The 23262-nt window shown below is 66.3% G+C and carries 23 protein-coding genes, 1 other RNA gene and 1 pseudogene; 19 read left to right on the top strand and 6 right to left on the bottom strand.

From position 1 onward, the window contains the following. Nucleotides 1–17: 17 nt before the first annotated feature. Entirely contained in the window at nucleotides 18–920 is a 903-nt protein-coding gene (locus N7640_RS20630; RefSeq protein WP_279904749.1) for a GlxA family transcriptional regulator, read from the bottom strand. 234 nt (nucleotides 921–1154) lie between these two features. Here N7640_RS20630 and N7640_RS20625 point away from each other — a divergent pair, with 234 nt between their 5' ends. Together N7640_RS20625 and nfi are read left to right on the top strand one after the other, a co-directional pair. Then, on the top strand, nucleotides 1155–2291 hold the full coding sequence (locus N7640_RS20625) for an acyl-CoA dehydrogenase family protein (protein WP_279904705.1): 1137 nt from the start codon (nucleotides 1155–1157) through the stop codon (nucleotides 2289–2291). A gap of 90 nt (nucleotides 2292–2381) precedes the next feature. Beyond that, a pseudogene (gene nfi / locus N7640_RS20620) lies at nucleotides 2382–3085 on the top strand (deoxyribonuclease V). A gap of 4 nt (nucleotides 3086–3089) precedes the next feature. Here the strand turns inward: nfi and N7640_RS20615 are convergent. Beyond that, nucleotides 3090–4127 carry an NADP(H)-dependent aldo-keto reductase gene (locus tag N7640_RS20615; protein ID WP_279904706.1) on the bottom strand — a complete coding sequence of 346 codons (1038 nt, stop codon included), beginning with the start codon at nucleotides 4125–4127 and terminating at the stop codon, nucleotides 3090–3092. A gap of 274 nt (nucleotides 4128–4401) precedes the next feature. Here N7640_RS20615 and rplM point away from each other — a divergent pair, with 274 nt between their 5' ends. From rplM to N7640_RS20580, 7 genes are all read left to right on the top strand, one after another. Continuing rightward, nucleotides 4402–4830, top strand: a complete 429-nt coding sequence (gene rplM / locus N7640_RS20610; protein ID WP_021701333.1) for a 50S ribosomal protein L13 — start codon at nucleotides 4402–4404, stop codon at nucleotides 4828–4830. A gap of 14 nt (nucleotides 4831–4844) precedes the next feature. After that, a complete protein-coding gene (gene rpsI / locus N7640_RS20605) occupies nucleotides 4845–5237 on the top strand; it encodes a 30S ribosomal protein S9 (protein ID WP_076428183.1) in 393 nt (130 codons plus the stop codon). A 252-nt stretch (nucleotides 5238–5489) separates the two neighbouring features. Then, complete coding sequence (gene petA, locus N7640_RS20600; RefSeq protein ID WP_220813917.1) at nucleotides 5490–6083, top strand: ubiquinol-cytochrome c reductase iron-sulfur subunit; 594 nt, start codon at nucleotides 5490–5492, stop codon at nucleotides 6081–6083. Continuing rightward, nucleotides 6083–7294 carry a cytochrome bc complex cytochrome b subunit gene (locus tag N7640_RS20595; RefSeq protein ID WP_220813972.1) on the top strand — a complete coding sequence of 404 codons (1212 nt, stop codon included), beginning with the start codon at nucleotides 6083–6085 and terminating at the stop codon, nucleotides 7292–7294. The genes petA and N7640_RS20595 overlap by 1 nt, the downstream gene beginning before the upstream one ends. Further along, the gene (locus N7640_RS20590) at nucleotides 7294–8076 is read left to right on the top strand and encodes a cytochrome c1 (protein WP_220813918.1); all 783 of its coding nucleotides are present in this window, start codon (nucleotides 7294–7296) and stop codon (nucleotides 8074–8076) included. The genes N7640_RS20595 and N7640_RS20590 overlap by 1 nt, the downstream gene beginning before the upstream one ends. An 89-nt stretch (nucleotides 8077–8165) precedes the next feature. Further along, on the top strand, nucleotides 8166–8783 hold the full coding sequence (locus N7640_RS20585; protein WP_220813919.1) for a glutathione S-transferase N-terminal domain-containing protein: 618 nt from the start codon (nucleotides 8166–8168) through the stop codon (nucleotides 8781–8783). A 16-nt stretch (nucleotides 8784–8799) separates the two neighbouring features. Continuing rightward, nucleotides 8800–9219: a ClpXP protease specificity-enhancing factor gene (locus N7640_RS20580; RefSeq protein ID WP_220813920.1), complete on the top strand. Its 420-nt coding sequence runs from the start codon at nucleotides 8800–8802 to the stop codon at nucleotides 9217–9219. Nucleotides 9220–9465: 246 nt separating this feature from the next. Here N7640_RS20580 and N7640_RS20575 read toward each other — a convergent pair whose 3' ends face one another. From N7640_RS20575 to N7640_RS20560, 4 genes are all read right to left on the bottom strand, one after another. Then, nucleotides 9466–9999, bottom strand: coding sequence for a BON domain-containing protein (locus tag N7640_RS20575; protein WP_279904711.1), 534 nt, complete (start codon nucleotides 9997–9999; stop codon nucleotides 9466–9468). After that, complete coding sequence (locus N7640_RS20570; protein ID WP_220813922.1) at nucleotides 9996–10589, bottom strand: phosphoheptose isomerase; 594 nt, start codon at nucleotides 10587–10589, stop codon at nucleotides 9996–9998. Before N7640_RS20570 ends, N7640_RS20575 begins: the two co-directional genes overlap by 4 nt. A 124-nt stretch (nucleotides 10590–10713) precedes the next feature. After that, nucleotides 10714–11079 carry a YraN family protein gene (locus N7640_RS20565; RefSeq protein ID WP_279904750.1) on the bottom strand — a complete coding sequence of 122 codons (366 nt, stop codon included), beginning with the start codon at nucleotides 11077–11079 and terminating at the stop codon, nucleotides 10714–10716. Beyond that, nucleotides 11066–12877 (bottom strand): penicillin-binding protein activator, encoded by a 1812-nt coding sequence (locus N7640_RS20560; protein WP_220813923.1) that lies wholly within the window; start codon nucleotides 12875–12877, stop codon nucleotides 11066–11068. The genes N7640_RS20565 and N7640_RS20560 overlap by 14 nt, the downstream gene beginning before the upstream one ends. A gap of 92 nt (nucleotides 12878–12969) precedes the next feature. Here N7640_RS20560 and rsmI point away from each other — a divergent pair, with 92 nt between their 5' ends. The 10 genes from rsmI to murD all read left to right on the top strand — a co-directional run bounded on the left by rsmI (nucleotide 12970) and on the right by murD (nucleotide 23262). Next, nucleotides 12970–13866 carry a 16S rRNA (cytidine(1402)-2'-O)-methyltransferase gene (gene rsmI, locus N7640_RS20555; protein ID WP_220813924.1) on the top strand — a complete coding sequence of 299 codons (897 nt, stop codon included), beginning with the start codon at nucleotides 12970–12972 and terminating at the stop codon, nucleotides 13864–13866. Between the two features lie 40 nt (nucleotides 13867–13906). Next, nucleotides 13907–14254, top strand: an RNA gene (gene rnpB / locus N7640_RS20550) — RNase P RNA component class A. Between the two features lie 297 nt (nucleotides 14255–14551). Then, nucleotides 14552–15007, top strand: coding sequence for a division/cell wall cluster transcriptional repressor MraZ (gene mraZ / locus N7640_RS20545; RefSeq protein ID WP_220813925.1), 456 nt, complete (start codon nucleotides 14552–14554; stop codon nucleotides 15005–15007). 2 nt (nucleotides 15008–15009) lie between these two features. Continuing rightward, nucleotides 15010–15951, top strand: coding sequence for a 16S rRNA (cytosine(1402)-N(4))-methyltransferase RsmH (gene rsmH, locus N7640_RS20540; protein WP_279904712.1), 942 nt, complete (start codon nucleotides 15010–15012; stop codon nucleotides 15949–15951). Next, on the top strand, nucleotides 15948–16241 hold the full coding sequence (gene ftsL, locus N7640_RS20535) for a cell division protein FtsL (protein ID WP_220813927.1): 294 nt from the start codon (nucleotides 15948–15950) through the stop codon (nucleotides 16239–16241). The genes rsmH and ftsL overlap by 4 nt, the downstream gene beginning before the upstream one ends. Continuing rightward, a complete protein-coding gene (locus N7640_RS20530) occupies nucleotides 16238–17995 on the top strand; it encodes a penicillin-binding transpeptidase domain-containing protein (RefSeq protein WP_279904713.1) in 1758 nt (585 codons plus the stop codon). Before ftsL ends, N7640_RS20530 begins: the two co-directional genes overlap by 4 nt. Then, on the top strand, nucleotides 17995–19458 hold the full coding sequence (gene murE, locus N7640_RS20525; RefSeq protein WP_279904714.1) for a UDP-N-acetylmuramoyl-L-alanyl-D-glutamate--2,6-diaminopimelate ligase: 1464 nt from the start codon (nucleotides 17995–17997) through the stop codon (nucleotides 19456–19458). The genes N7640_RS20530 and murE overlap by 1 nt, the downstream gene beginning before the upstream one ends. Beyond that, nucleotides 19451–20824, top strand: coding sequence for a UDP-N-acetylmuramoyl-tripeptide--D-alanyl-D-alanine ligase (gene murF / locus N7640_RS20520; RefSeq protein ID WP_279904717.1), 1374 nt, complete (start codon nucleotides 19451–19453; stop codon nucleotides 20822–20824). The genes murE and murF overlap by 8 nt, the downstream gene beginning before the upstream one ends. 2 nt (nucleotides 20825–20826) lie before the next feature. Beyond that, nucleotides 20827–21909: a phospho-N-acetylmuramoyl-pentapeptide-transferase gene (gene mraY / locus N7640_RS20515; protein ID WP_220813931.1), complete on the top strand. Its 1083-nt coding sequence runs from the start codon at nucleotides 20827–20829 to the stop codon at nucleotides 21907–21909. A 6-nt stretch (nucleotides 21910–21915) separates the two neighbouring features. Continuing rightward, entirely contained in the window at nucleotides 21916–23262 is a 1347-nt protein-coding gene (murD, locus tag N7640_RS20510; protein WP_279904719.1) for a UDP-N-acetylmuramoyl-L-alanine--D-glutamate ligase, read from the top strand.

Genomic DNA, 23262 nt, shown 5'->3' with positions numbered 1-23262 from the left:
CCAAAGGCCTTCTGCGTTTAGGCGCTTTCCTTGTGCTGGAACTGGCGCCGGTACTGGTTCGGCGACAGCTCGGCGTGCTGGCGGAACAGGCGGGCGAAGAAGCTGGCGTCGTCGTAGCCCACTTCGTAGCTGATGGTCTTGATGCTCTTGCGGGTGGCGCTGAGCAGGCCCTTGGCCGTCTCGATGCGCAGGCGCTGCAGGTAGTGCAGCGGCTTGTCGCCGGTCGCGCTCTGGAAGCGGCGCATGAAGTTGCGGATGCTCATGCCGTGCTGGCGCGCCACGTCCTCGATGCGGAATTTCTCGGCGAAGTGCTCTTCCAGCCACTGCTGCACCTGCAGAATGGCCACGTCCTGATGCAGCTTCTGCCCGCCGAACCCGATCCGCCCCGGGCTGTAGCTGCGCTGGGTCTCGTAGAGGATGTCGCGGGCCACGCCCTGGGCGATGCCGGCGCCGCAGTAGCGTTCGATCAGGTAGATGTAGAGGTCGCAGGCCGAGGTGACGCCGCCGGCGCAGTACAGGTTGTCGGCGTCCGACAGGTGCTTGTCCTGGTTGAGCAGCACCTGGGGGAAGCGCTCGGCGAACTCGCGGAAGAAGCGCCAGTAGGTGGTCGCCTCCTTGCCGTCGAGCAGGCCGGCCTGGGCCATCCAGAACACCCCGGTGGCTTCGCCGCAGATGGCGCTGCCGGCCGCGTGCCGTTCGCGCAGCCAGGGCAGCACCTGCGGGTAGCGCTGGCAGAGGGCGTCGAAGTCGCCCCAGAAGGCCGGCAGGATGATCGCCTCGGCCTCGTCGAGGCTGCCGTCCACGGGAATCACCGCCTCGCTGAAACTGGTCACCGCGTGGCCATCCGGGCTCACCACACGGATCTGGAAGGCCGAATTGGAGCCCAGGCCCTGCTGCTTGCCGTGGCGCAGCCCGGCCATGTGGAAGAAGTCCCGGGCCTGCATCAGGGTAGCGGCGAAGACGCCCTCGGTGGCGAGGATGGCGATGCGTGTAGGCGACATGTTTGTTGTTCTTGTTGGTGATTAAATGGTCATCAGGTGGCTGGATCGTCTTATTTTTTGTCGCATGTGTCCAGTGCCCCCGGTGACGGGGCTGGCCTAGAGTGTGGGCTCCCCATGCGGGCCACTCATGATCACTCAGAAGCAGGTGTAACAATGATTCCAAGAACCCTGTTCAGCTCCGAGCACGAGCTGTTCCGCGAGTCCGTGCGCAAGTTCTTCGAGCAGGAGGCGGTGCCTTTCCATGCCCAGTGGGAGAAGGACGGCCACATCGATCGCGCCCTGTGGAACAAGGCCGGCGAGGCCGGCATGCTCTGTTCGCACATCCCCGAGGAGTATGGCGGCATGGGCGCCGACTTCCTCTACAGCGCGGTGGTGATCGAGGAGCAGTCGCGCCTGGGGCTGACTGGCGTCGGCTTCTCCCTGCATTCGGACATCGCCGCGCCCTATATCCTTCATTACGGCAGCGAAGAGCAGAAGCAGCGCTACCTGCCGAAGATGGTCAGCGGCGAAGTGGTCACTGCCATCGCCATGACCGAGCCGGGCACCGGCTCCGACCTGCAGGGCGTGAAGACGACGGCGGTGCTGGATGGCGATCACTACGTGATCAACGGCTCCAAGACCTTCATCACCAATGGCTGGCTGGCCGACATGGTGATCGTGGTCGCCAAGACCGATCCCAAGGGCGGCGCCAAGGGCATCAGCCTGTTCCTGGTGGATGCGAATACCCCGGGCTTCTCCAAGGGCAAGCGCCTGGAAAAGGTCGGCATGAAGGCCCAGGACACTTCCGAGCTGTTCTTCCAGGACGTGCGTGTACCCAAGGGCAACCTGCTGGGCAAGGAGGGCATGGGCTTCATCTATCTGATGCAGGAGCTGCCCCAGGAGCGCCTGACCGTCGGCGTCGGCGCCATCGCCTCGGCCGAGGCGGCGATCAAGTGGACCCTGGACTACACCCGCGAGCGCAAGGCCTTCGGTCGGCCGGTGTCGGACTTCCAGAACACCCGTTTCAAGCTCGCCGAGATGACCACCGAGGTGCAGGTCGGCCGGGTGTTCGTCGACCGCTGCCTGGAGCTGCACTTGGACAAGAAGCTGGATGTGCCCACCGCGGCGATGCTCAAGTACTGGGGCACCGACCTGCAGTGCAAGGTGATCGACGAGTGCGTGCAGCTGCACGGTGGCTACGGCTACATGTGGGAATACCCGATCGCCCGCGCCTGGGCGGATTCGCGGGTTCAGCGCATCTACGCGGGCACCAACGAGATCATGAAGGAAATCATCTCCCGCTCGCTGTAACCCCACGCCCCGGTTCGCCTGCGGCCTTCGCGGGCGAACCGGCCTCTTTACGCATCGGTCTACCGTTCTGATTCACCCTGGGAGCGACCGATGCACACCTCACCATTCGCCGACTGGGACGGAACCGCGCAACAGGCGCGCGTGCTGCAGAGCACGCTGGCCGAGCGCGTGGTACTGGAGGACGACTTCGCGCCGCTGCGCCTGATCGCCGGTGTCGATGTCGGCTTCGAAGAGCAAGGCGCCGTTACCTTGGCCGCCGCCGTGCTGCTCGATGCCGACTGCAGTTGATCGCCCACAGCGTGGCGCGCATTCCCACCAGCATGCCCTACGTGCCGGGGCTGCTGTCCTTCCGCGAGCTGCCGGCGCTGCTCCAGGCCCTGCGCGATCTGCCCAAGGTGCCCGACCTGATCTACTGCGACGGCCTGGGCATCGCCCATCCGCGCCGGCTGGGCATCGCCTCGCACCTGGGTGTGGTCACCGGGCTGCCGACCATCGGCGTGGCCAAGAAGATTCTCGTCGGCGCCCATGAAGAACTGCCTGCGGAGAAGGGCGCCCGGGTCCCGCTGTGGCATGCGGGCGAGCAGGTCGGCTGGATGCTGCGCAGCAAGGACAGGGTCAAGCCGCTGGTCGTCTCGCCGGGCCATCGGGTGAGCCTGGCCAGCGCCGTGGAGCTGGTACTGCGTTGCTGCCGCGGCTACCGGTTGCCGGAGCCGACCCGCCTGGCGGATCGGCTGGCGTCCCGGCGCGGCGAGATGCCGGCGGCCGTGGACGGCACACCGGACCTGTTCGCCTGATCGTTCAGGGGGCGGGGTTGGGCTGCTCGCGGTGGATCGCCTCGATGCCTTCCAGCACTTCCGTCGTCAATTCCAGCTCGGCGCTCGCCAGGTTGCTCTCCAGCTGCTCCAGGCTGGTGGCGCCGATGATGTTGCTGGTGACGAAGGGCTGGCGGGTGACGAAGGCCAGGGCCATCTGTGCCGGGTCCAGGCCGTGCTGGCGGGCCAGCTCGACGTAGCGGTCGCACGCCGCCTGCGACTGCGGGTTGGTGTAGCGCGAGAAGCGGCTGAACAGGGTGATGCGTGCGTCGGCCGGGCGCGCGCCGTTGGCGTACTTGCCGGAGAGCATGCCGAAGGCCAGGGGCGAGTAGGCCAGCAGGCCGCATTGCTCGCGGATCGCCACTTCGGCCAGGCCCACCTCGAAGCTGCGGTTGAGCAGGTTGTAGGGGTTCTGGATCGAAACCATTCGCGGCAGGCCCGGGCTGTCGGCCAGTTGCAGGAACTTCATGGCGCCCCAGGGCGTTTCGTTGGACAGGCCGATGTGGCGGATCTTGCCTGCCTTCACCTGCTCGCCGAGGACCTCCAGGGTTTCCTGCAGCGGGGTGAAGTCCTGCTCCTGGTGGCGGTAGCCGAGCTGGCCGAAGAAATTGGTGCTGCGCTCCGGCCAGTGCAGCTGGTAGAGGTCGATCCAGTCGGTCTGCAGGCGTTTCAGGCTCTCGTCCAGCGCGGCGACGATGTGCCGGCGGTCGTGTTTCAGCTGGCCGCCGCGGATGTAGTCGATGCCGTTGCCTGGCCCGGCCACCTTGCTCGCCAGTACCCAGTCGGCGCGGTTGCCGCGGGCCTTGAAGTAGTTGCCGACGATGCGTTCGGTGGCGCCGTAGGTGTCCTGGCGCGGTGGCACCGGGTACATCTCGGCGGTGTCGAGGAAGTTGACGCCGGCCTCGCGGGCCCGGTCGATCTGGGCGAAACCCTCTGCCTCGGTGTTCTGTTCGCCCCAGGTCATGCTGCCCAGGCAGAGGGCGCTGACCTTCAGCTCGCTGCGGCCCAGTTGACGGTATTCCATGGTGACTCCTCGTGCTGACTGAGCGGCCGATCATAAAGCAGGTTGCCTTTTTCGCTGCAATCGGCATAATTCCGCGGCTTTCTCGGCGGGGATGCCTAGCCTGCCGGAGAAGGAAGGTGGGGATGCCTAGCCCACCGAACCCCCGCCGTGGCGGACGCGCTGACCCGAGCCCCCGATAGCGTCTGTTTCCGGCTGTCTTTGACATTGTCAAAGCAAGCATTATTCAGTAAGATCCGCCGTCTTATTTTCAGGGCGGCCCCTGAGGCTATAGCGAATGAAGACTTTTACTGCAAAACCGGAAACCGTTAAGCGCGACTGGTACGTCGTCGACGCTGCAGGTCAGACCCTGGGTCGTCTGGCCACCGAAATCGCCAGCCGTCTGCGCGGCAAGCACAAGCCGGAATACACCCCGCACGTCGACACCGGCGATTACATCGTCGTGATCAACGCCGAGCAGGTGCGTGTCACCGGTGCCAAGACCAGCGACAAGATGTACTACTCGCACTCCGGCTTCCCGGGTGGCATCAAGGAAATCAGCTTCGAGAAGCTGATCGCCAAGGCGCCCGAGCGTGTGATCGAGACCGCGGTCAAGGGCATGCTGCCGAAGAACCCGCTGGGTCGCGACATGTATCGCAAGCTGAAGGTGTACAAGGGTGCCAACCACCCGCACACCGCTCAGCAGCCCCAAGAACTGAAGATTTAACGGAATAGTTCATTATGTCGGCGACTCAAAACTACGGCACTGGCCGTCGCAAGACCGCAACCGCGCGCGTTTTCCTGCGCCCGGGTACTGGCAACATCTCCATCAACAACCGCAGCCTGGATAACTTCTTCGGCCGCGAGACCGCTCGCATGGTTGTGCGTCAGCCGCTGGAGCTGACCGAGACCACCGAGAAGTTCGACATCTACGTCACCGTTCTCGGTGGTGGTGTCAGCGGCCAGGCCGGTGCCATCCGTCACGGCATCACCCGCGCCCTGATCGAGTACGACGAGAGCCTGCGCAGCCCGCTGCGCAAAGCCGGCTACGTCACTCGCGACGCCCGTGAAGTCGAGCGTAAGAAAGTGGGTCTGCGCAAAGCGCGTAAGCGTCCGCAGTACTCCAAGCGTTAATTCGCTGCTACGTTCAAAAACGCCCAGTTCCTTTGCGGAACTGGGCGTTTTTTATTGCGCCGGATTTTCTGTGCGACAACCTGTCGCATTGGTGGAAAGCCCGATTTGCAAGGCCTGCGACCATTTTGTATCCGGTAATTACCTTGTCAGAAAAGGGGCTTTTCTTTACCATTCGGCAAATTTTTGTGCGGCCCGATTTATTACTTAGTAGAGGCCTGACAACAGGCCACAAAGCTGATGGGAGACGACTGAATGAGCAATGACGGCGTGAATGCAGGCCGGCGTCGCTTCCTGGTGGCGGCCACTTCGGTGGTCGGTGCTGCCGGAGCGGTGGGTGCTGCGACTCCGTTCGTGGGGTCATGGTTCCCCAGTGCGAAGGCCAAAGCGGCCGGTGCACCGGTGAAAGTGAATATCGCCAAGGTCGAATCCGGCCAGCAGATGATCGCCGAATGGCGTGGTCAGCCGGTATTCATCATGCGCCGCACCGAGGAAATCCTGGCCAACCTGGGCAAGATCGAAGGCAGCGTCGCCGATCCCGAGTCCGCTGCTTCCGTGCAGCCGGAGTACGTGGACAAGAAGACCCGTGCGATCAAGCCGGAAATCCTGGTGCTGGTCGGCCTGTGCACCCACCTGGGCTGCTCGCCGTCCTTCCGCCCGGAAGTGGCGCCCGCGGACCTCGGCCCCGAGTGGGTCGGCGGCTACTTCTGCCCCTGCCACGGTTCCCGCTACGACCTCGCCGGTCGTGTCTACAAGGCCCAGCCCGCGCCGCTGAACCTGCCGGTTCCGCCGCATTCCTACGAATCCGATGACGTCATCATCATCGGCGTGGACCAGGAGAAAGCATGATGGAAAAATTCATGGCCTGGATCGATGCGCGCTTCCCCGCGACCAAGATGTGGGAAGACCATCTGAGCAAGTACTACGCGCCGAAGAACTTCAACTTCTTCTATTTCTTCGGTTCCCTGGCACTGCTGGTGCTGGTCAACCAGATCCTCACCGGCATCTGGCTGACCATGAGCTTCACCCCGTCCGCCGAGGAAGCCTTCGCTTCCGTCGAGTACATCATGCGCGACGTGGAGTTCGGCTGGATCATCCGCTACCTGCACTCCACCGGTGCCTCCGCGTTCTTCGTGGTGGTCTACCTGCACATGTTCCGCGGCCTGCTCTACGGCTCCTACCAGAAGCCGCGCGAGCTGGTGTGGATCTTCGGCATGCTGATCTACCTGTGCCTGATGGCCGAAGCCTTCATGGGCTACCTGCTGCCGTGGGGCCAGATGTCCTACTGGGGCGCCCAGGTGATCATCTCGCTGTTCGGCGCCATCCCGGTGATCGGCGACGACCTGACCCAGTGGATCCGTGGTGACTACCTGATCTCCGGCATCACCCTGAACCGCTTCTTCGCCCTGCACGTGATCGCCCTGCCGATCGTCCTGCTCGGCCTGGTCGTGCTGCACATCCTGGCGTTGCACGAAGTCGGCTCGAACAACCCGGATGGCGTCGACATCAAGAAGAAGAAGGACGAGAACGGCGTACCGCTGGACGGCATCGCCTTCCACCCGTACTACACCGTGAAGGACATCGTCGGTGTCGTGGTCTTCCTGTTCGTGTTCTGCGCCGTGGTGTTCTTCTTCCCGGAGATGGGCGGCTACTTCCTCGAGAAGCCGAACTTCGAGCAGGCGAACCCGTTCAAGACCCCCGAGCACATTGCTCCGGTGTGGTACTTCACCCCGTTCTACGCCATCCTGCGCGCCGTTCCGGACAAGCTGCTGGGCGTGATCGCCATGGGCGCCGCCATCGCCGTGCTGTTCGTCCTGCCGTGGCTCGACCGTAGCCCGGTCAAGTCCATGCGCTACAAGGGCTGGCTGAGCAAGATCTGGCTGCTGGTGTTCTGCGTGTCCTTCGTGATCCTCGGCGTGCTGGGCGTACTGGCACCGACTCCGGGCCGTACCCTGCTGTCGCAGATCTGCACCGCGCTGTATTTCGCCTACTTCATCCTGATGCCGTTCTACACCCGGATGGAGAAGACTAAACCGGTTCCGGAAAGGGTGACTGGCTGATGAAAAAGCTATTTGCTGCATTTGTTTTCGCTGTTCTGCCGGCCTTCTCCTTTGCTGCCGGCGGCCACGGCGTCGAGCTGGACAAGGTCGACATCGACCTGACCGACAAGGCCGCCCTGCAGGACGGCGCGCGTACCTTCGCCAACTACTGCATGGGCTGCCACAGCGCCAAGTTCCAGCGTTACGAGCGCGTTGCCGATGACATCGGCATCCCGCACGAGCTGATGCTGGAGAACCTGGTGTTCACCGGTGCCAAGATCGGCGACCACATGAAGATTGGCATGAAGCCGGAAGACGCCAAGGCCTGGTTCGGCGCCGCGCCGCCCGACCTGACCCTGGTCGCCCGCGTGCGTGGCACCGACTGGCTGTACACCTACCTGCGCACCTTCTACGAGGACCCGACCCGTCCGCTGGGCGCCAATAACAAGGTGTTCCCGAACGTCGGCATGCCCAACGTGCTGGTCGGCCTGCAGGGCCGCCAGGTGGTCGGTTGCAAGCAGGTGCAGGTGGTCGAGAACGGCAAGAAGCAGTACGACCCGCTGACCGGCGCGCCGATCACTCATGAAGCCTGCGACCAGCTGACCATCGTGCCGAACACCGGCAAGCTGACCGAGGCCGAGTTCGACGAGAAGGTGCACAACCTGGTGACCTTCCTGGCTTACTCCGCCAACCCGGTCAAGCTGGAGAGCCAGCGCATCGGTACCTACGTCCTGCTGTACCTGGCCTTCTTCTTCGTGTTCGCCTATCTGCTGAAGCGCGAATACTGGAAGGACGTGCACTGATACACTGCGTCACCGCTGTCAACGCACGCGCCCCTCAAGGGCGCGTGCGTTTTTCTGCTTCTGCCATTTCGAAAAACGAGGAGGGCGCTATGGCCGCGACCAATAAGCTGGCCTGTTATTCCGACCCTGCCGACCACTATTCCCATCGCGTGCGTCTCGTGCTGGCCGAGAAGGGCGTCAATGCCGAGATCATCGACGTTCAGGCCGGGCGCTGCCCGCCCAGGCTGGCCGAGGCCAACCCCTACGGCGGCGTGCCGACCCTGGTCGACCGTGACCTGGCCCTGTACGAGTCGACCGTGGTGATGGAGTATCTCGACGAGCGCTACCCCCATCCGCCGCTGCTGCCGGTGTATCCGGTCGACCGCGCCAAGAGCCGCCTGCTGATGCACCGCATCCAGCGCGACTGGTGCAAGCTGGTCGACCTGATCCTCGATCCGCGCACCAAGGAGGCGGACAAGGCCGTGGCGCGCAAGGAGCTGCGCGAGAGCCTGACCGGCGTGTCGCCGCTGTTCGCCGACAAGTCCTTTTTCCTCAGCGACGATATGAGCCTGGTGGATTGCTGCCTGCTGCCGATCCTCTGGCGCCTGCCGAAGCTGGGCATCGAACTGCCACGCCCGGCCAAGCCGCTGCTGGACTATATGGATAGGGCGTTCGCCCGCGAGGCCTTCCAGGCCAGTCTGTCCACCGTCGAGCGCGATATGCGCTGAGCCGAAGGAGGCCAAGATGAATTCCAGCCGTCCCTACTTGGTACGCGCCCTGTACGAGTGGATCGTCGACAACGACTGCACGCCGCACCTGCTGGTCAATGCCGAGTTCGCCGGTGTGCGCGTGCCGCCCGGCTACGCCAACGACGGGCAGATCGTCCTCAACGTCTCGCCCGGTGCCGTGCGCAACCTGCACATGGACAACGAGGCGGTGAGCTTCGAGGGCCGCTTCGGCGGGGTCGCCCACGTCCTGTACATCCCGACCGGCGCCATGCTGGCGATCTACGCCCGGGAGAACGGCCAGGGCATGGTCTTCGAGCTGGAGCCGCCGGTGGACGACGAAGAAGCCGATGCCGGCCCGGAAGACGATGGCCCAGATGGTGGTGGCGACGAGCCGCCGCGACCGAGCGGGCGGCCGAGCCTGAAGGTGGTCAAGTAGGACCAGCTATGGGCGGGCGGAGCGGCGGCTTACGCCCACTCCGCTCCCCGTCGTCCCCGCGAAGGCGGGGACCCAGGAATGCGATGTTCTGACCGGCTCATGGATTCCCGCCTGCGCGGGAATGACGGGTTTTCCCTATGGGGTCTTCACCCGATCGCCCCGGTCATGAGCGTCAGGTCACGAGTAACGGCAACAACAAAAACGGGCGCCCTTGGGCGCCCGTTTTTTCTTGCGGCTCGCGACGCTTCAGTTGGTGTACTGGTACAGCGTCACGATCTTCTGTACGCCGGACACGCTCGACACCAGGCTGGTGGCCGCGGCGCCCTCGGCGCGGCTGACCAGGCCCAGCAGGTAGACGATGCCGTTCTCCGTCACCACCTTGATCTTGGCGCTGGGCACATTGCTGTCGGCCAGCATCAGCGTCTTGATCTTGCTGGTGATCAGCGCGTCGTTGCTGCGCGCCAGGGCGCTGGTGGGTTTCATCACCTGGATTTCGTTGTGCAGCTTCTTCACGCCCTGCACGCCGTTGGCCACCTGGCCGGCCTGCTCCTTCAGATCGGCGCGCGGAGTCTGCCCGGCCAGCAGGATCACGCCGTTGTAGGCGGTGACCACGATGTGCGAGGTGGGGCCGGTCAGGTCCGCGTGCGCGCGGGATACGGCGCTGGACACATTCGGCTCGAGGAACTGGTCATCGATCTTGTTGCCGATGCTGCGGTTGCTGCAGCCGCCCAGAACCAGGCTCAGGGCGAGGGTGGCGAGGATCAGTGGATTGCGGGTCATTCTTCACTCCCGAACAGTTGACGATCAATCAGGTCGCACAGGCAGTGGATGGCGAGCAGGTGCACTTCCTGGATGCGCGCGGTGACCTTGGATGGCACGCGGATCTCCACGTCTTCCGGCAGCAGCAGCGAGGCCATGCCGCCGCCGTCGCGGCCGGTCAGGGCGACCACCACCATCTCGCGGTCGTGGGCGGCCTGGATGGCCTGGATCACGTTGGCCGAGTTGCCGCTGGTGGAGATCGCCAGCAGCACGTCGCCGGGCTGGCCGAGGGCGCGAATCTGCTTGGAGAACACCTCGTTGTAGCTGTAGTCGTTGGCGATCGAGGTGATGGTCGAGCTGTCGGTGGTCAGGGCGACGGCCGGCAGGCTGGGGCGCTCGCGCTCGAAGCGGTTGAGCAGCTCGGAGGAGAAGTGCTGGGCGTCGCCGGCCGAGCCGCCGTTGCCGCAGGTGAGGATCTTGCCCTCGTTCAGCAGCGAATGGACCATCACCTGGCTGGCGTGCTCGATGAAGGGAACCAGCACTTCCATGGCTTGCTGCTTGGTATCGATGCTGGCCTGGAACATCTGGCGAATGCGGGACTGCATATCCATGGGACGAAACCTTAGGTGTGCTGGCTGAGACAGCCGGAAATGTCGAAAGTCGCCGAAGCGCGGTGAGCGGGGTTGTACATGACGGGGCGCTGGAGGTCGACTGGAAATACTTGATCGGGCCTATTCACGTTTCGAAAGCGTTGCGCAGCCAGTTCAGGCCGGTGTCGCCGGGACCTATCGCGACCACGTCGAAGCGGCAGGGCTGCCCGCCCCAGCGGCTCTCGCGCTGCAGGAACAGCTCGGCGGCGAGAACCAGGCGCTGGCGCTTGCGCCCGTCGACGCTTTCCAGCGCGCCGCCCCAGGCGGCGTGCTTGCGATAGCGGACTTCGACGAATACTACTGTATCGCCGTCCAGCATGACCAGATCGAGCTCGCCGCCGCGGCAGGTCCAGTTCTGCGCCAGCAGGCGCAGGCCGTGTTGCTGCAGGTGGTTGCGCGCCAGGTGTTCGGCGGCGCGGCCACTGTCGCGGCTGCTCTTAATTGAAGGTATCCGGCAGGCGCTGGACCTGGCCGTTGCGGAACTCGGCCCAGGGCAGCTGGCGCTCGATGCGCTGGGACTGGTTGAGGGTCAGGTTGCCGGACAGGCCCTCGACCTGGCTGTCCGGCAACGCCTGCAGCTGGCCCAGGCGCGGGGCCAGGCGGAAGGCGTCCACGCCCATGGCGTAGAGCCGGCCGAGGCTGCCCGCGGCCTGCGGCCACTGCTGGTCGACCTGCTGGCGCAGCGGGTCGTTGGCTTCCAGCAGCCAGGGGGTCTCGCAGAAGCGGATGCCTTCCAGATCGCGATACTGCGCCGGGTTCTGGCCGCCGGTGTAGAGGTGCGAAGTCGCGTACACCGGCAGGTCGCCGGCGTACTGGAAGGCCAGGGTCGGCTTGATCTGCTGGGCCTGCTGCGGGGTGGCGGCGAGGAAGATGAAGTCGATGTCCTGGCGGCGCGCCGGCAGGGCGGCCAGCTGGGTACCCAGGGTGCTCTGCAGGCGCTTGGCGCGGGCTTCGCTCTGGCGCAGTTGCAGCAGGTCGGCGATCTGCCGGGCCAGTTCAACCGGCTGGTCGACATGCTCGGCGGCGATCAGGTTGCCACCGGCCGCCTGCCAGCTCTGCTGGAAGGCGGCCAGCACGCGGTTGCCCCATTCGCCGCTCGGCACCAGCGCCACGGCGCTGCGCATGCCGTCGGCCCAGGCACGGCGGGCCACCTCACGGGCCTCGTCCTCGGCGGCCAGGCCGAACTGGAACAGCTGGGCGGGCGCCTCGCGGCCGGCGTCGCTGTAGTTCAGGGCGAGGGTGGTCAGCGGCAGTTGCGGGCGCTCGCTGAGCTGCTTGACCAGCGGCTTCTCCAGCGGGCCGACCACCAGCTGCGCGCCATCGGCCTGGGCCTGGCGGTAGAAGTCGTCCAGCGAGGACAGGCGCGAGCTGTCGTACAGCAGGATTTCCGGCGGATTCTCTCCCGCCTGCTGCGCTTGGTAGTGGGCGGCCAGGAAGCCGTCGCGCAGGGCGCGGGCCACCGATGCCAGCTGGCCTTCGTGGGGCAGCAGCAGGGCGATCTTCTGCAGCGGCTGGCCGGCCAGTTCCTTCAGCTTGCTCAACGGCTGAGGCAGCTGCTCGGCGGCGGGGTGCTGGGGGTGCTGGCTTTTCCACTGTTCGATGGCGGCCAGCTGCTGGTCGGGCGTGCCGGCACTCTTGCTGGCCAGGGCCAGGCTAATCCAGCCATCCAGGTCGCTGTCGCCGGAGCCGACCAGCTGGCTCTTCGGCAGGCTGGAGACCAGGCTCCAGATGGCCTCGTGGTTGGCGGTGGCGGCATCGCCGCTGAGCAGCGGAGCGATGAATACCCGCTCGCGGGCGGCGGCCAGGGCCTGGCCGTCGGCCTCCAGCGCGCGGGCGCGGACCAGTTGGGTGCGGATCTGCTGCTCCACCGGCAGCTCGCCCAGGCGCTCCAGGCTGGGGTGTTGCAGGGCCTTGAGGGCGCTCTTCGGTTTGTTGCGGGCCATGGCCAGTTCCGCCTCCAGGGTGGCGGCGAACACCTGCTGGGCGGGCTTCAGGCTATCCCGGGGGATTTCGCCGAGGATGCGTGTGGCGCGGCCGAAGTCCTGCTGGCGGTACGCCTGCTCGGCGGCCGAAAGGCGCAGCACCGCAGCCTGTTCCGGCTTGCTCTGGCTGGCCTGCTGCAGCAGTTGGTCGATGCTGGCCTGGGGCGTGCGGGGCAGTTCGCCGAGGCTGTTCGAAGGCGTGCTGCCGCAAGCGACGAGCAGGCCGGCGAGGCAGAGTGCGGAGAGCGGGCGCAGGCAGGCGATCATCTGAGGCGTTCCTGATACGGGTCACGAAAGAAGCCGGGATTGTACCCAAGGCCCGCGGCAGGCGCGATGCCGCTGCCCTGAAACGGGCTACAATGCGCGTTTTCCGCAACCGAGGTGCGACCGTGAGCGCTTCCGCTGTTCCCTCCGCCGGCACGCTGTACGTGGTCGCCACGCCGATCGGCAACCTGGACGACATCAGTGCCCGGGCGTTGCGCATCCTGGGCGAGGTGGCGTTGATCGCCGCCGAGGACACCCGTCACTCCGCGCGCCTGCTGCAGCACTTCGGCATCGCCACGCCGCTGGCTGCCTGCCACGAACACAACGAGCGCGAGCAGGGCGGGCGCTTCCTCACGCGCCTGCAGGCGGGCGAGGACGTGGCACTGATTTCTGATGCCGGTACGCCGCTGATCTCCGACCCGGGCTTTCATCTGGTGCGGGCTGCGCGTGCCGCCGGCATTCGCGTGGTGCCGGTGCCTGGAGCGTGCGCACTGATTGCCGCGTTGTCGGCGGCGGGGTTGCCGTCGGATCGCTTCGGTTTCGAAGGATTCCTTCCTGCCAAGACGGTTGGGCGCCGCTCGCGCCTGGAGCAGGTCAGGGAAGATGGTCGCACCCTTATCTATTACGAGGCGCCGCATCGCCTGCTCGAATCCCTCGCCGATATGCGCGACATCTTCGGTGCGGACCGGCTGGCGGTGCTGGGGCGCGAACTGACCAAGACCTTCGAGACGCTCAAGGGGCTGCCGCTGGGCGAGCTGCACGACTGGGTGGCCGCCGACAGCAACCAGCAGCGGGGCGAGTGCGTGATCCTGGTCGCCGGCTGGCAGGCGCCCGAAGGCGACGAGGCGGTGAGTGGCGAGGCGCTGCGCGTGCTCGACCTGCTGCTGGCCGAACTGCCGCTCAAGCGCGCGGCGGCGCTGGCGGCCGAGATCACCGGCGTGCGCAAGAATCTGTTGTACCAGGCCGCGCTGGACCGACAGAAATCGTCCTGAGCTTGTTCTTGATCGCGCGCCTCGCTACCCTTGCCGGCGGAGAGTCGATCGGACAGTCGCTGCCTTCGCAAGAAGGGGGAGGAAAGTCCGGGCTCCATAGGGCGGAGTGCCAGGTAACGCCTGGGAGGCGCGAGCCTACGGAAAGTGCCACAGAAAACAACCGCCTAAGCACGCAAGTGCCGGTAAGGGTGAAAAGGTGCGGTAAGAGCGCACCGCACGGCTGGTAACAGTCCGTGGCTAGGCAAACCCCACTCGGAGCAAGACCAAATAGGGTTCCATCGGCGTGGCCCGCGCTGGAACCGGGTAGGTTGCTAGAGGCGTGCAGCGATGTACGTCGTAGAGGAATGACTGTCCTCGACAGAACCCGGCTTACAGATCGACTCTCCTCTTTTCCCTTCTATACGCCTCGCTTTCCAATACCGAAAAAATCTTACTCTTGAGAAATTACTTTAAGTTCGAGGCTTAGCCTTCTGAGCTTGAAGAAATTCGCCCCCGAAAAGCCTTCATTTTTCCCTCCTCGAAGCCCCTCTTAGTTCGCTAAATCTCCGTCCCATAAGGATTTTTCCCCATTTCCGCGCCTTGACGCTGGGCTATGCGCATTCCTATAGTGTGCCGAAGTGGCACAAAGTGGAAAAAAGTGGGTCAAAGGGGCACGGAAAGCTAATAACAGTGGGGAAACGCAGCCTTGTTTCGCGGAGCTAACGCCATCAGTCTCGACGCCAAAGGGCGACTCGCGATGCCGAGCCGGTATCGTGACGAGCTCGTTTCGCGTTGCGAAGGCCAGCTCATCGTGACCATCGATGCCGTGGACCCCTGCCTGTGCGTCTACCCCCTGCCGGAGTGGGAGCTGATCGAAGCCAAGCTCCGCGACCTGCCTTCCCTGCGTGAAGAGACCCGCCGCCTGCAGCGCCTGCTGATCGGTAATGCCGTGGATATCGAGCTGGACGGCAGTGGCCGCTTCCTCGTGCCGCCGCGCCTGCGCGCGCATGCGGGCCTGGACAAGCACGCGATGCTGGTTGGCCAGCTGAACAAATTCCAACTGTGGAACGAAGATGCCTGGAACGCGCTGGCCGATGCGGACCTGGCGGCCATCAAACAACCCGGCGCACTGCCGGACGACCTGCGCGACCTGATCCTGTGACCATGACCAGCAGCTATCGCCATATCACCGTGCTGCTCGACGAGGCCGTCGAGGCCCTCGCCGTGCGCGCGGGCGGCTGCTACCTGGACGGCACCTTCGGGAGGGGTGGGCACAGCCGGCTGATCCTCGAAAGGCTCGGGCCAGACGGTCGGCTGCTCGGGTTCGACAAGGACCCACAGGCGATCACGACGGGGAACGCACTGGCGGCCGAAGACGGCCGCTTCGTCGTTGTGCAGCGCAGCTTCGCCGAACTGGGCGAAGAGGCGGCTGCGCGCGGGCTGGCCGGCAAGGTCGATGGCGTGCTGCTCGACCTCGGCGTGTCCTCGCCGCAGCTGGACGATGCCGAGCGCGGTTTCAGCTTCCTCAACGACGGCCCCCTGGACATGCGCATGAACCCGGGCGCCGGCACCAGTGCCGCGCAGTTCATCGCCACCGCCAGCGCCGACGAGATCGCCCGGGTATTCAAGGAATACGGCGAAGAGCGCTTCGCCAAGCGTATGGCGCGTGCGGTGGTCGAGCGGCGCGAGCAGAAACCGTTCGAGCGCACCGCCGACCTGGCCGCCGTGCTGACCGAGGCCAATCCGGCCTGGGAGAAGGGCAAGAACCCGGCGACCCGAGCCTTCCAGGGGCTGCGTATCCACGTCAATAACGAGCTGGGCGATCTGGAGCGCGGTCTCGATGCCGCGCTGGAGACCCTGGCCGTCGGCGGCCGCCTGGTGGTGATCAGCTTCCACTCCCTGGAAGACCGCATCGTCAAGCAGTTCATGAAGCGTCAGGCCAAGGGCGAGGCGGACAAGCTGCCGCGCGACCTGCCGATCATCCCCAAGGCCTTCGAACCGCGCCTGAAACTGCTGGGCAAGCCGATCTATGCCGGCGACGCCGAGCTCAAGGCCAACCCGCGCTCGCGCAGCGCGGTGATGCGCGTGGCGGAGAAACTGCGATGAGCCGCCAGTACGCCAAGCCCCTGCCGCCCGGCAGCCTGTTGCTGGCGCTGTTGTTCGGCGGCGTGCTGCTGTCGGCCATCGCCGTGTCCTACAGCGCCCACTGGAACCGGCAATTGCTCAACGCGCTGTACACCGAGTTGAGCGTACGCGACAAGATCCAGGCCGAATGGGGGCGCCTGGTGCTGGAGCAGAGCACCTGGACCGCCCACAGCCGCATCGAGACCCTGGCCGCCGGCCAGTTGAAGATGCGCATTCCCGAGCCGACCGAAGTCCGGATGGTGGCGCCATGATCGGCCTCGAAGGCGCGCTCTATCCCTGGCGCTTCCGCCTGGTGCTGGCCCTGCTCGCCCTGATGGTCGGCGCCATCGCCTGGCGCATCGTCGACCTGCACGTGATCGACCATGATTTCCTCAAGGCCCACGGCGACGCGCGCAGCGTGCGACATATCCCGATTCCGGCGCACCGTGGCCTGATCACCGACCGCAACGGCGAGCCGCTGGCCGTCAGTACCCCGGTGACCACCCTGTGGGCCAACGGCAAGGAGCTGTTCCGGGCCCAGGACCGCTGGGCCGATCTCGCCGCCGCCCTAGGCCAGGAGCCCAAGTCCTTCGCCCAGCGTCTGAGCCAGGCCCAGGAGCGCGAGTTCATGTACCTGGTGCGCGGCCTGACGCCCGAGCAGGGTCAGCGCATCCTCGACCTCAAGGTGCCGGGCGTGTATGGCCTGGAAGAATTCCGCCGCTTCTACCCGGCCGGCGAAGTGACCGCCCACGTGGTCGGCTTCACCGATGTCGATGACCGTGGCCGCGAAGGCGTGGAGCTGGCGTTCGAGGAATGGCTGGCGGGCGTGCCGGGCAAGCGCCAGGTGCTCAAGGACCGCCGTGGCCGCCTGATCAAGGACGTGCAGGTGGCGCAGAACGCCAAGGCCGGCAAGACCCTCGCCCTGTCCATCGACCTGCGCCTGCAGTACCTGGCCCACCGCGAGCTGCGCAACGCGCTGATCGAGCAGGGTGCCAAGGCCGGCAGCCTGGTGATGATCGATGTGAAGACCGGCGAGATCCTCGCCATGGTCAACCAGCCGTCCTACAACCCGAACAACCGCCGCAGCCTGCAGCCGGCCGCCATGCGCAACCGCGCCATGATCGACGTGTTCGAGCCGGGCTCGACGATCAAGCCGATCTCCATGGCCGCCGCCCTGCAGAGCGGGCGCTGGAAGCCCGAGGACAAGGTCGAGGTCGGCGGCGGTTCGCTGCAGATCGGCCGCTACACCATCAAGGATGTGTCCCGGACCCAGGGTCCGATCCTCGACCTGACCGGCATCCTGATCAACTCCAGCAACGTCGGCATGAGCAAGATCGCCTTCGACATCGGCGGCGAGTCGATCCACGACATGATGGGCAAGCTCGGCTTCGGCCAGGACACCGGCCTGGGCTTCCCTGGCGAGCGCGTCGGCGAGCTGCCTAACCACCGCGAGTGGCGCAAGGCCGAGACCGCGACCCTGTCCTATGGCTACGGCGTGTCGGTAACCGCCATCCAGCTGGCCCACGCCTACGCCACCCTGGCCAACAACGGCCAGGTGCTGCCGCTGTCCATGACCCGCGTCGACCGCAAGCCGGTCGGCGCCCAGGTGGTGCCGGAAGACGTGGCCAAGACCCTGCAGGGCATGTTGCAGCAGGTGGTCGAGGCGCCGCGTGGCGTATTCCGCGCCCAGGTGCCGGGTTACCACGTGTCCGGCAAGAGCGGCACGGCGCGCAAGGCCAGTGTCGGCACCAAGGGCTACACCGCCAACGCCTATCGCTCGATGTTCGCCGGCTTCGCGCCGAGCGCGAACCCGCGCATCGCCCTGATGGTGGTGATCGACGAACCGAGCAAGGGCGGCTACTACGGCGGCCTGGTGTCTGCGCCGGTGTTCAGCAAGGTGATGGCCGGTTCTCTGCGTCTGATGAACATCACCCCGGACAACCTGCCGCCGGTCGATCCGGCCGCAGCGCCGCAGTCGCAGCCGCAGACCGCCGACGCCGCGGCCAACCCGGGAGGGCGCATCTGATGCCCATGCCCCTCAATCAACTGCTGCCGCAGGCAAGCGGCGCCACGCTGATCCGCGAACTGACCCTGGACAGCCGCAAGGTGCGCCCGGGCGACCTGTTCCTCGCCGTGCCGGGCCTGGCTCAGGACGGCCGCGCGCATATCGCCGACGCCATCGCCCGTGGTGCCGCCGCCGTGGCCTACGAGGCCGAAGGCGCCGCCGCGATGAGCGCGCAGAGCGCCGAACTGGTGCCGATCAAGGGGCTGGCCGGCCAGCTGTCCGCCATCGCCGGGCGCTTCTATGGCGAGCCCAGCCGTGGCCTGCGCCTGGTCGGCGTCACCGGTACCAACGGCAAGACCAGTGTCAGCCAACTGGTGGCCCAGGCGCTGGACCTGCTGGGCGAGCGCTGCGGCATCGTCGGCACGCTGGGCACCGGTTTCTTCGACGCGCTGCAGAGCGGCCGCCACACCACGCCGGACCCGGTCGCCGTGCAGGCCACCCTGGCCGATCTGAAGCAGGCGGGCGCCCGCGCCGTGGCGATGGAGGTTTCTTCCCACGGCCTGGACCAGGGCCGCGTGGCGGGCCTGGACTTCGACGTGGCGGTGTACACCAACCTGTCCCGCGACCACCTGGACTATCACGGCTCGATGGAGGCCTACGGCGCGGCCAAGGCCCGCCTGTTCGCCTGGCCGGAGTTGAAATGCCGGGTGATCAACCTGGACGACGACTTCGGTCGTCAGCTGGCTACCCAGTCCCAGGAATCCCGTCTGATCGGCTACAGCCTCAGCGATTCGTCCGCCTACCTGTTCTGCCGCGAAGCCCGTTTCGACGACCATGGCGTGCAGGCCCAACTGGTCACGCCCCAGGGCGAAGGCCTGCTGCGCAGCCCGCTGCTCGGGCGTTTCAACCTGAGCAACCTGCTGGCCGTGGTCGGCGCGCTGCTCGGTCTCGGCTACCCGCTGGATGAAGTGCTGCAGGTGCTGCCGCGCCTGCACGGGCCGGTCGGGCGCATGCAGCGCTTCGGCGGCGAGCGCCTGCCGCTGGTGGTGGTCGATTACGCGCATACCCCGGATGCTCTGGAGAAGGTGCTGGAGGCGCTGCGTCCGCACGTCACCGGCCGCCTGCTGTGCCTATTCGGCTGTGGCGGCGACCGCGACCGCGGCAAGCGCCCGCTGATGGCCCAGGTGGCCGAGCGCCTGGCCGATGCGGTGCTGGTCACCGACGACAATCCGCGCAGCGAAGACCCGGCGCAGATCCTGGCCGATATCCGTGCTGGTTTCGCCAGCCCGGAGGCCGCCGAGTTCGTCCACGGCCGTGGCGAGGCCATTGCCCGCCTGATCGCCTCCGCCCAACTCGGCGACGTGGTGTTGCTGGCCGGCAAGGGGCATGAGGATTACCAGGAGATCGGCGGCGTGCGCCATCCGTTCTCCGACCTGGACGAGACCACGAAGGCCCTGCAGGCCTGGGAGGTCGCCCATGCTTAAGCCGTGGCTGCTGAGCGAGGTGGTCCAGGCGCTGGAGGGCCGCGTGGTGGGTGCCGACGTGGCGTTCTCGGCTGTCTCCACCGACAGCCGCAGGATCGAGGCCGGCCAGCTGTTCATCGCCCTGGTCGGGCCGAACTTCGACGGCCACGACTACCTGGCCGACGTCGCCGCCAAGGGCGCCGTCGCCGCCCTGGTGCAGCGCGAGGTGCCGGGCGCGCCTCTGCCGCAGCTGGTGGTGGCCGACACCCGCATCGCTCTCGGTCAGCTCGGCGCGTTGAATCGCGCTGCCTTCGCCAAGCCGCTGGTCGCCGTTACCGGCTCCAGCGGCAAGACCACGGTCAAGGAGATGCTCGCCAGCATCCTGCGTGCCGGCCTCGGCGGCCCGGTACTGGCCACCCGTGGCAACCTGAACAACGACCTCGGCGCGCCGCTGACCCTGCTGGAGCTGGCGCCCGAGCATGTCGGCGCGGTGATCGAGCTGGGCGCCAACCACATCGGCGAGATCGCCTACACCGTCGGTCTGACCCGCCCGGACGTGGCCATCATCAACAATGCCGGATTGGCCCATGTGGGCGAGTTCGGTGGCCCGGAGAAGATCGTCGAGGCCAAGGGCGAAATCCTCGAAGGCCTGGGTGAGCAGGGCATCGCCGTGCTCAACCGCGACGACAAGGCCTTCGCCACTTGGCAGGCCCGTGCCAAGGGGCGTCAGGTGCTGAGCTTCGCCCTGCGCGACCAGGCCGCCGACCTGCATGCCAGCGAACTGTGGCGCGACGCCCGTGGCTGCGCCGGCTTCGCCCTGGCCGGCAGCGCCGGTGAGGCGCGCATCCAGCTCAACCTGCTCGGCGAGCACAGCGTGGCTAATGCGCTGGCCGCCGCCGCCGCGGCGCATGCCCTCGGCGTGCCGCTGGTCGGGATCAAGGCCGGCCTGGAAAACCTGCAACCGGTCAAGGGCCGCGCCGTGGCTGAGCTGGCGCCGAACGGGATGCGGGTGATCGACGACAGCTACAACGCCAACCCGCTGTCCATGTGCGCGGCAGTGGATATACTCGCCGCCTTCTCCGGCCGCACCGTCCTGGTGCTGGGAGACATGGGCGAACTGGGCGAATGGGCCGAGCAGGGCCATCGCGCCGTCGGCGTCCATGCCGCCGGCAAGGTCGATGCGCTCTATGCCGTGGGCCCGCTGATGGCGCATGCCGTGGCGGCTTTCGGTGCCAATGGTCGTCATTTCGCCGATCAAGCCAGCCTGATCGAAGCGCTTCGCGCCGAATCGGGCGACACCACCATTCTGATCAAAGGCTCGCGCAGCGCGGCGATGGACAAGGTCGTCGACGCGCTGCTGAATCGGGCATCCGGGGAGGCTCACTAATCATGCTGCTGCTGCTGGCCGAGTACCTGCAACAGTTCCACACCGGCTTCGGGGTCTTCCAGTACCTGACCCTGCGCGGCATCCTCGGCGTGCTCACCGCCCTGGCCCTGTCGCTGTGGCTCGGGCCGTGGATGATCCGCACCCTGCAGATCCGCCAGATCGGCCAGGCCGTGCGCAACGATGGCCCGCAGTCGCACCTGTCGAAGAAGGGCACGCCGACCATGGGTGGCGCGCTGATCATCACCGCCATCGCCGTCAGCACCCTGCTCTGGGCCGACCTGACCAACCGCTACGTGTGGACCGTGCTGGCCGTGACCCTGCTGTTCGGCGCCATCGGCTGGGTCGACGACTACCGCAAGGTGATCGAGAAGAACTCGCGTGGCCTGCCGAGCCGCTGGAAATATTTCTGGCAGTCCGTGTTCGGCCTGGCCGCCGCCATCTTCCTTTATATGACCGCGCAGAGCCCGGTGGAGACCACCCTGATCGTGCCGGTGCTCAAGGACGTGGCGATTCCCCTGGGCGTGGGCTTCGTGGTGCTGACCTACTTCGTCATCGTCGGCACCAGCAACGCGGTGAACCTGACCGACGGCCTGGACGGCCTGGCGATCCTGCCCACCGTGATGGTGGCCGGCGCGCTGGCGATCTTCTGCTACCTGTCGGGCAACATCAAATTCGCCGAATACCTGCTGATCCCCTATGTGCCGGGCGCCGGCGAGCTGATCGTGTTCTGCGCCGCGCTGGTCGGCGCCGGCCTCGGCTTCCTCTGGTTCAACACCTACCCGGCTCAGGTCTTCATGGGCGACGTCGGCGCGCTGGCGCTGGGCGCCGCGCTGGGCACCATCGCCGTGATCGTCCGCCAGGAGATCGTGCTGTTCATCATGGGTGGCGTGTTCGTCATGGAAACCCTGTCGGTGATGATCCAGGTCGCGAGCTTCAAGCTGACCGGCAAGCGCGTGTTCCGCATGGCGCCGATCCACCACCACTTCGAACTCAAGGGCTGGCCGGAGCCGCGCGTGATCGTGCGCTTCTGGATCATCACGGTGATCCTCGTGCTGGTCGGCCTTGCCACCCTGAAACTGAGGTAACAGAGCGTGTCGCTGATCGCTTCCGACCAGTTCCGCATCGTTGTCGGCCTCGGCAAGAGCGGCATGTCCCTGGTGCGCTTCCTCGCGCAGCAGGGCGTGCGCTTCGCCGTGGCCGACACGCGCGCGAACCCGCCGGAGCTGGCGACCCTGCAACGCGACTATCCTGAAGTGGAAGTACGCTGCGGCGAACTGGACGTGGACTTCCTGTGCCGCGCCTCGGAGCTGTACGTGAGTCCCGGCCTGGCCCTGGCCACCCCGGCGCTGCGCGAAGCGGCCGAGCGCGGAGTGAAGATGTCCGGCGACATCGACCTGTTCACTCGCCATGCCAAGGTGCCGATCATCGCCATCACTGGCTCCAACGCCAAGAGCACCGTCACCACCCTGGTGGGCGAGATGGTGGCAGCGGCCGGTCGTCGCGTGGCCGTCGGTGGCAATATCGGCACCCCGGCGCTGGACCTGCTGGCCGACGACGTCGAGCTGTACGTGCTGGAGCTGTCCAGCTTCCAGCTGGAGACCACCGAGCGTCTGAATGCCGAAGTCGCCACCTGCCTGAACGTCAGCGAAGACCACATGGACCGCTACGCCGGCATGCAGCACTACCACCTGGCCAAGCACCGCATCTTCCGCGGCGCCCGGCAGGTGGTGGTCAACCGTGACGACGCCCTGTCGCGGCCGCTGATCGCCGACCAGGTACCGTGCTGGTCGTTCGGCCTGGGCAAGCCCGACTTCAAGTGCTTCGGCCTGGTCGAAGAGAACGGCGAGAAGTACCTGGCCTTCCAGTTCGAGACGCTGATGCCGACCGCCGAACTGAAGATCCGTGGCGCGCACAACCAGTCCAACGCGCTGGCAGCTTTGACTCTCGGCCATGCCGTCGGCCTGCCGTTCGAGGCCATGCTCGACACCCTGCGCCGTTTCGCCGGCCTGCCGCACCGCTGCCAGTGGGTGCGCGAGCTGCGTGGCGTGGGCTACTACGACGACTCCAAGGCGACCAACGTCGGCGCCGCCCTGGCCGCCATCGAGGGCCTGGGCGCGGACATCGCCGGCAAGCTGGTGCTGATCGCCGGTGGTGACGGCAAGGGCGCCGACTTCTCCGCCCTGAAGACGCCGGTGGCCAGGTTCTGCCGCGCCGTGGTGCTGCTCGGCCGCGATGCCGAGTTGCTTGCCTCCGCTCTGGGCGACGCCGCGCCGCTGGTGCGGGTGGCGACCCTGGATGAGGCCGTGCGCTGCAGCGCCGAGCTGGCCCAACCGGGCGACGCGGTGCTGCTGTCGCCGGCCTGCGCCAGCCTCGACATGTTCAAGAACTTCGAAGAGCGCGGACGCCTGTTCGCCCAGGCAGCGGAGGCACTGGCATGA

Origin of the sequence: Pseudomonas sp. GD04015, assembly GCF_029837675.1 — a bacterium.
Taxonomy (GTDB): Bacteria; Pseudomonadota; Gammaproteobacteria; order Pseudomonadales; family Pseudomonadaceae; genus Aquipseudomonas; species Aquipseudomonas paralcaligenes.
Note: the sequence above shows the minus strand (reverse complement) of the source record. Positions and strands in the feature narration are given on the sequence as shown.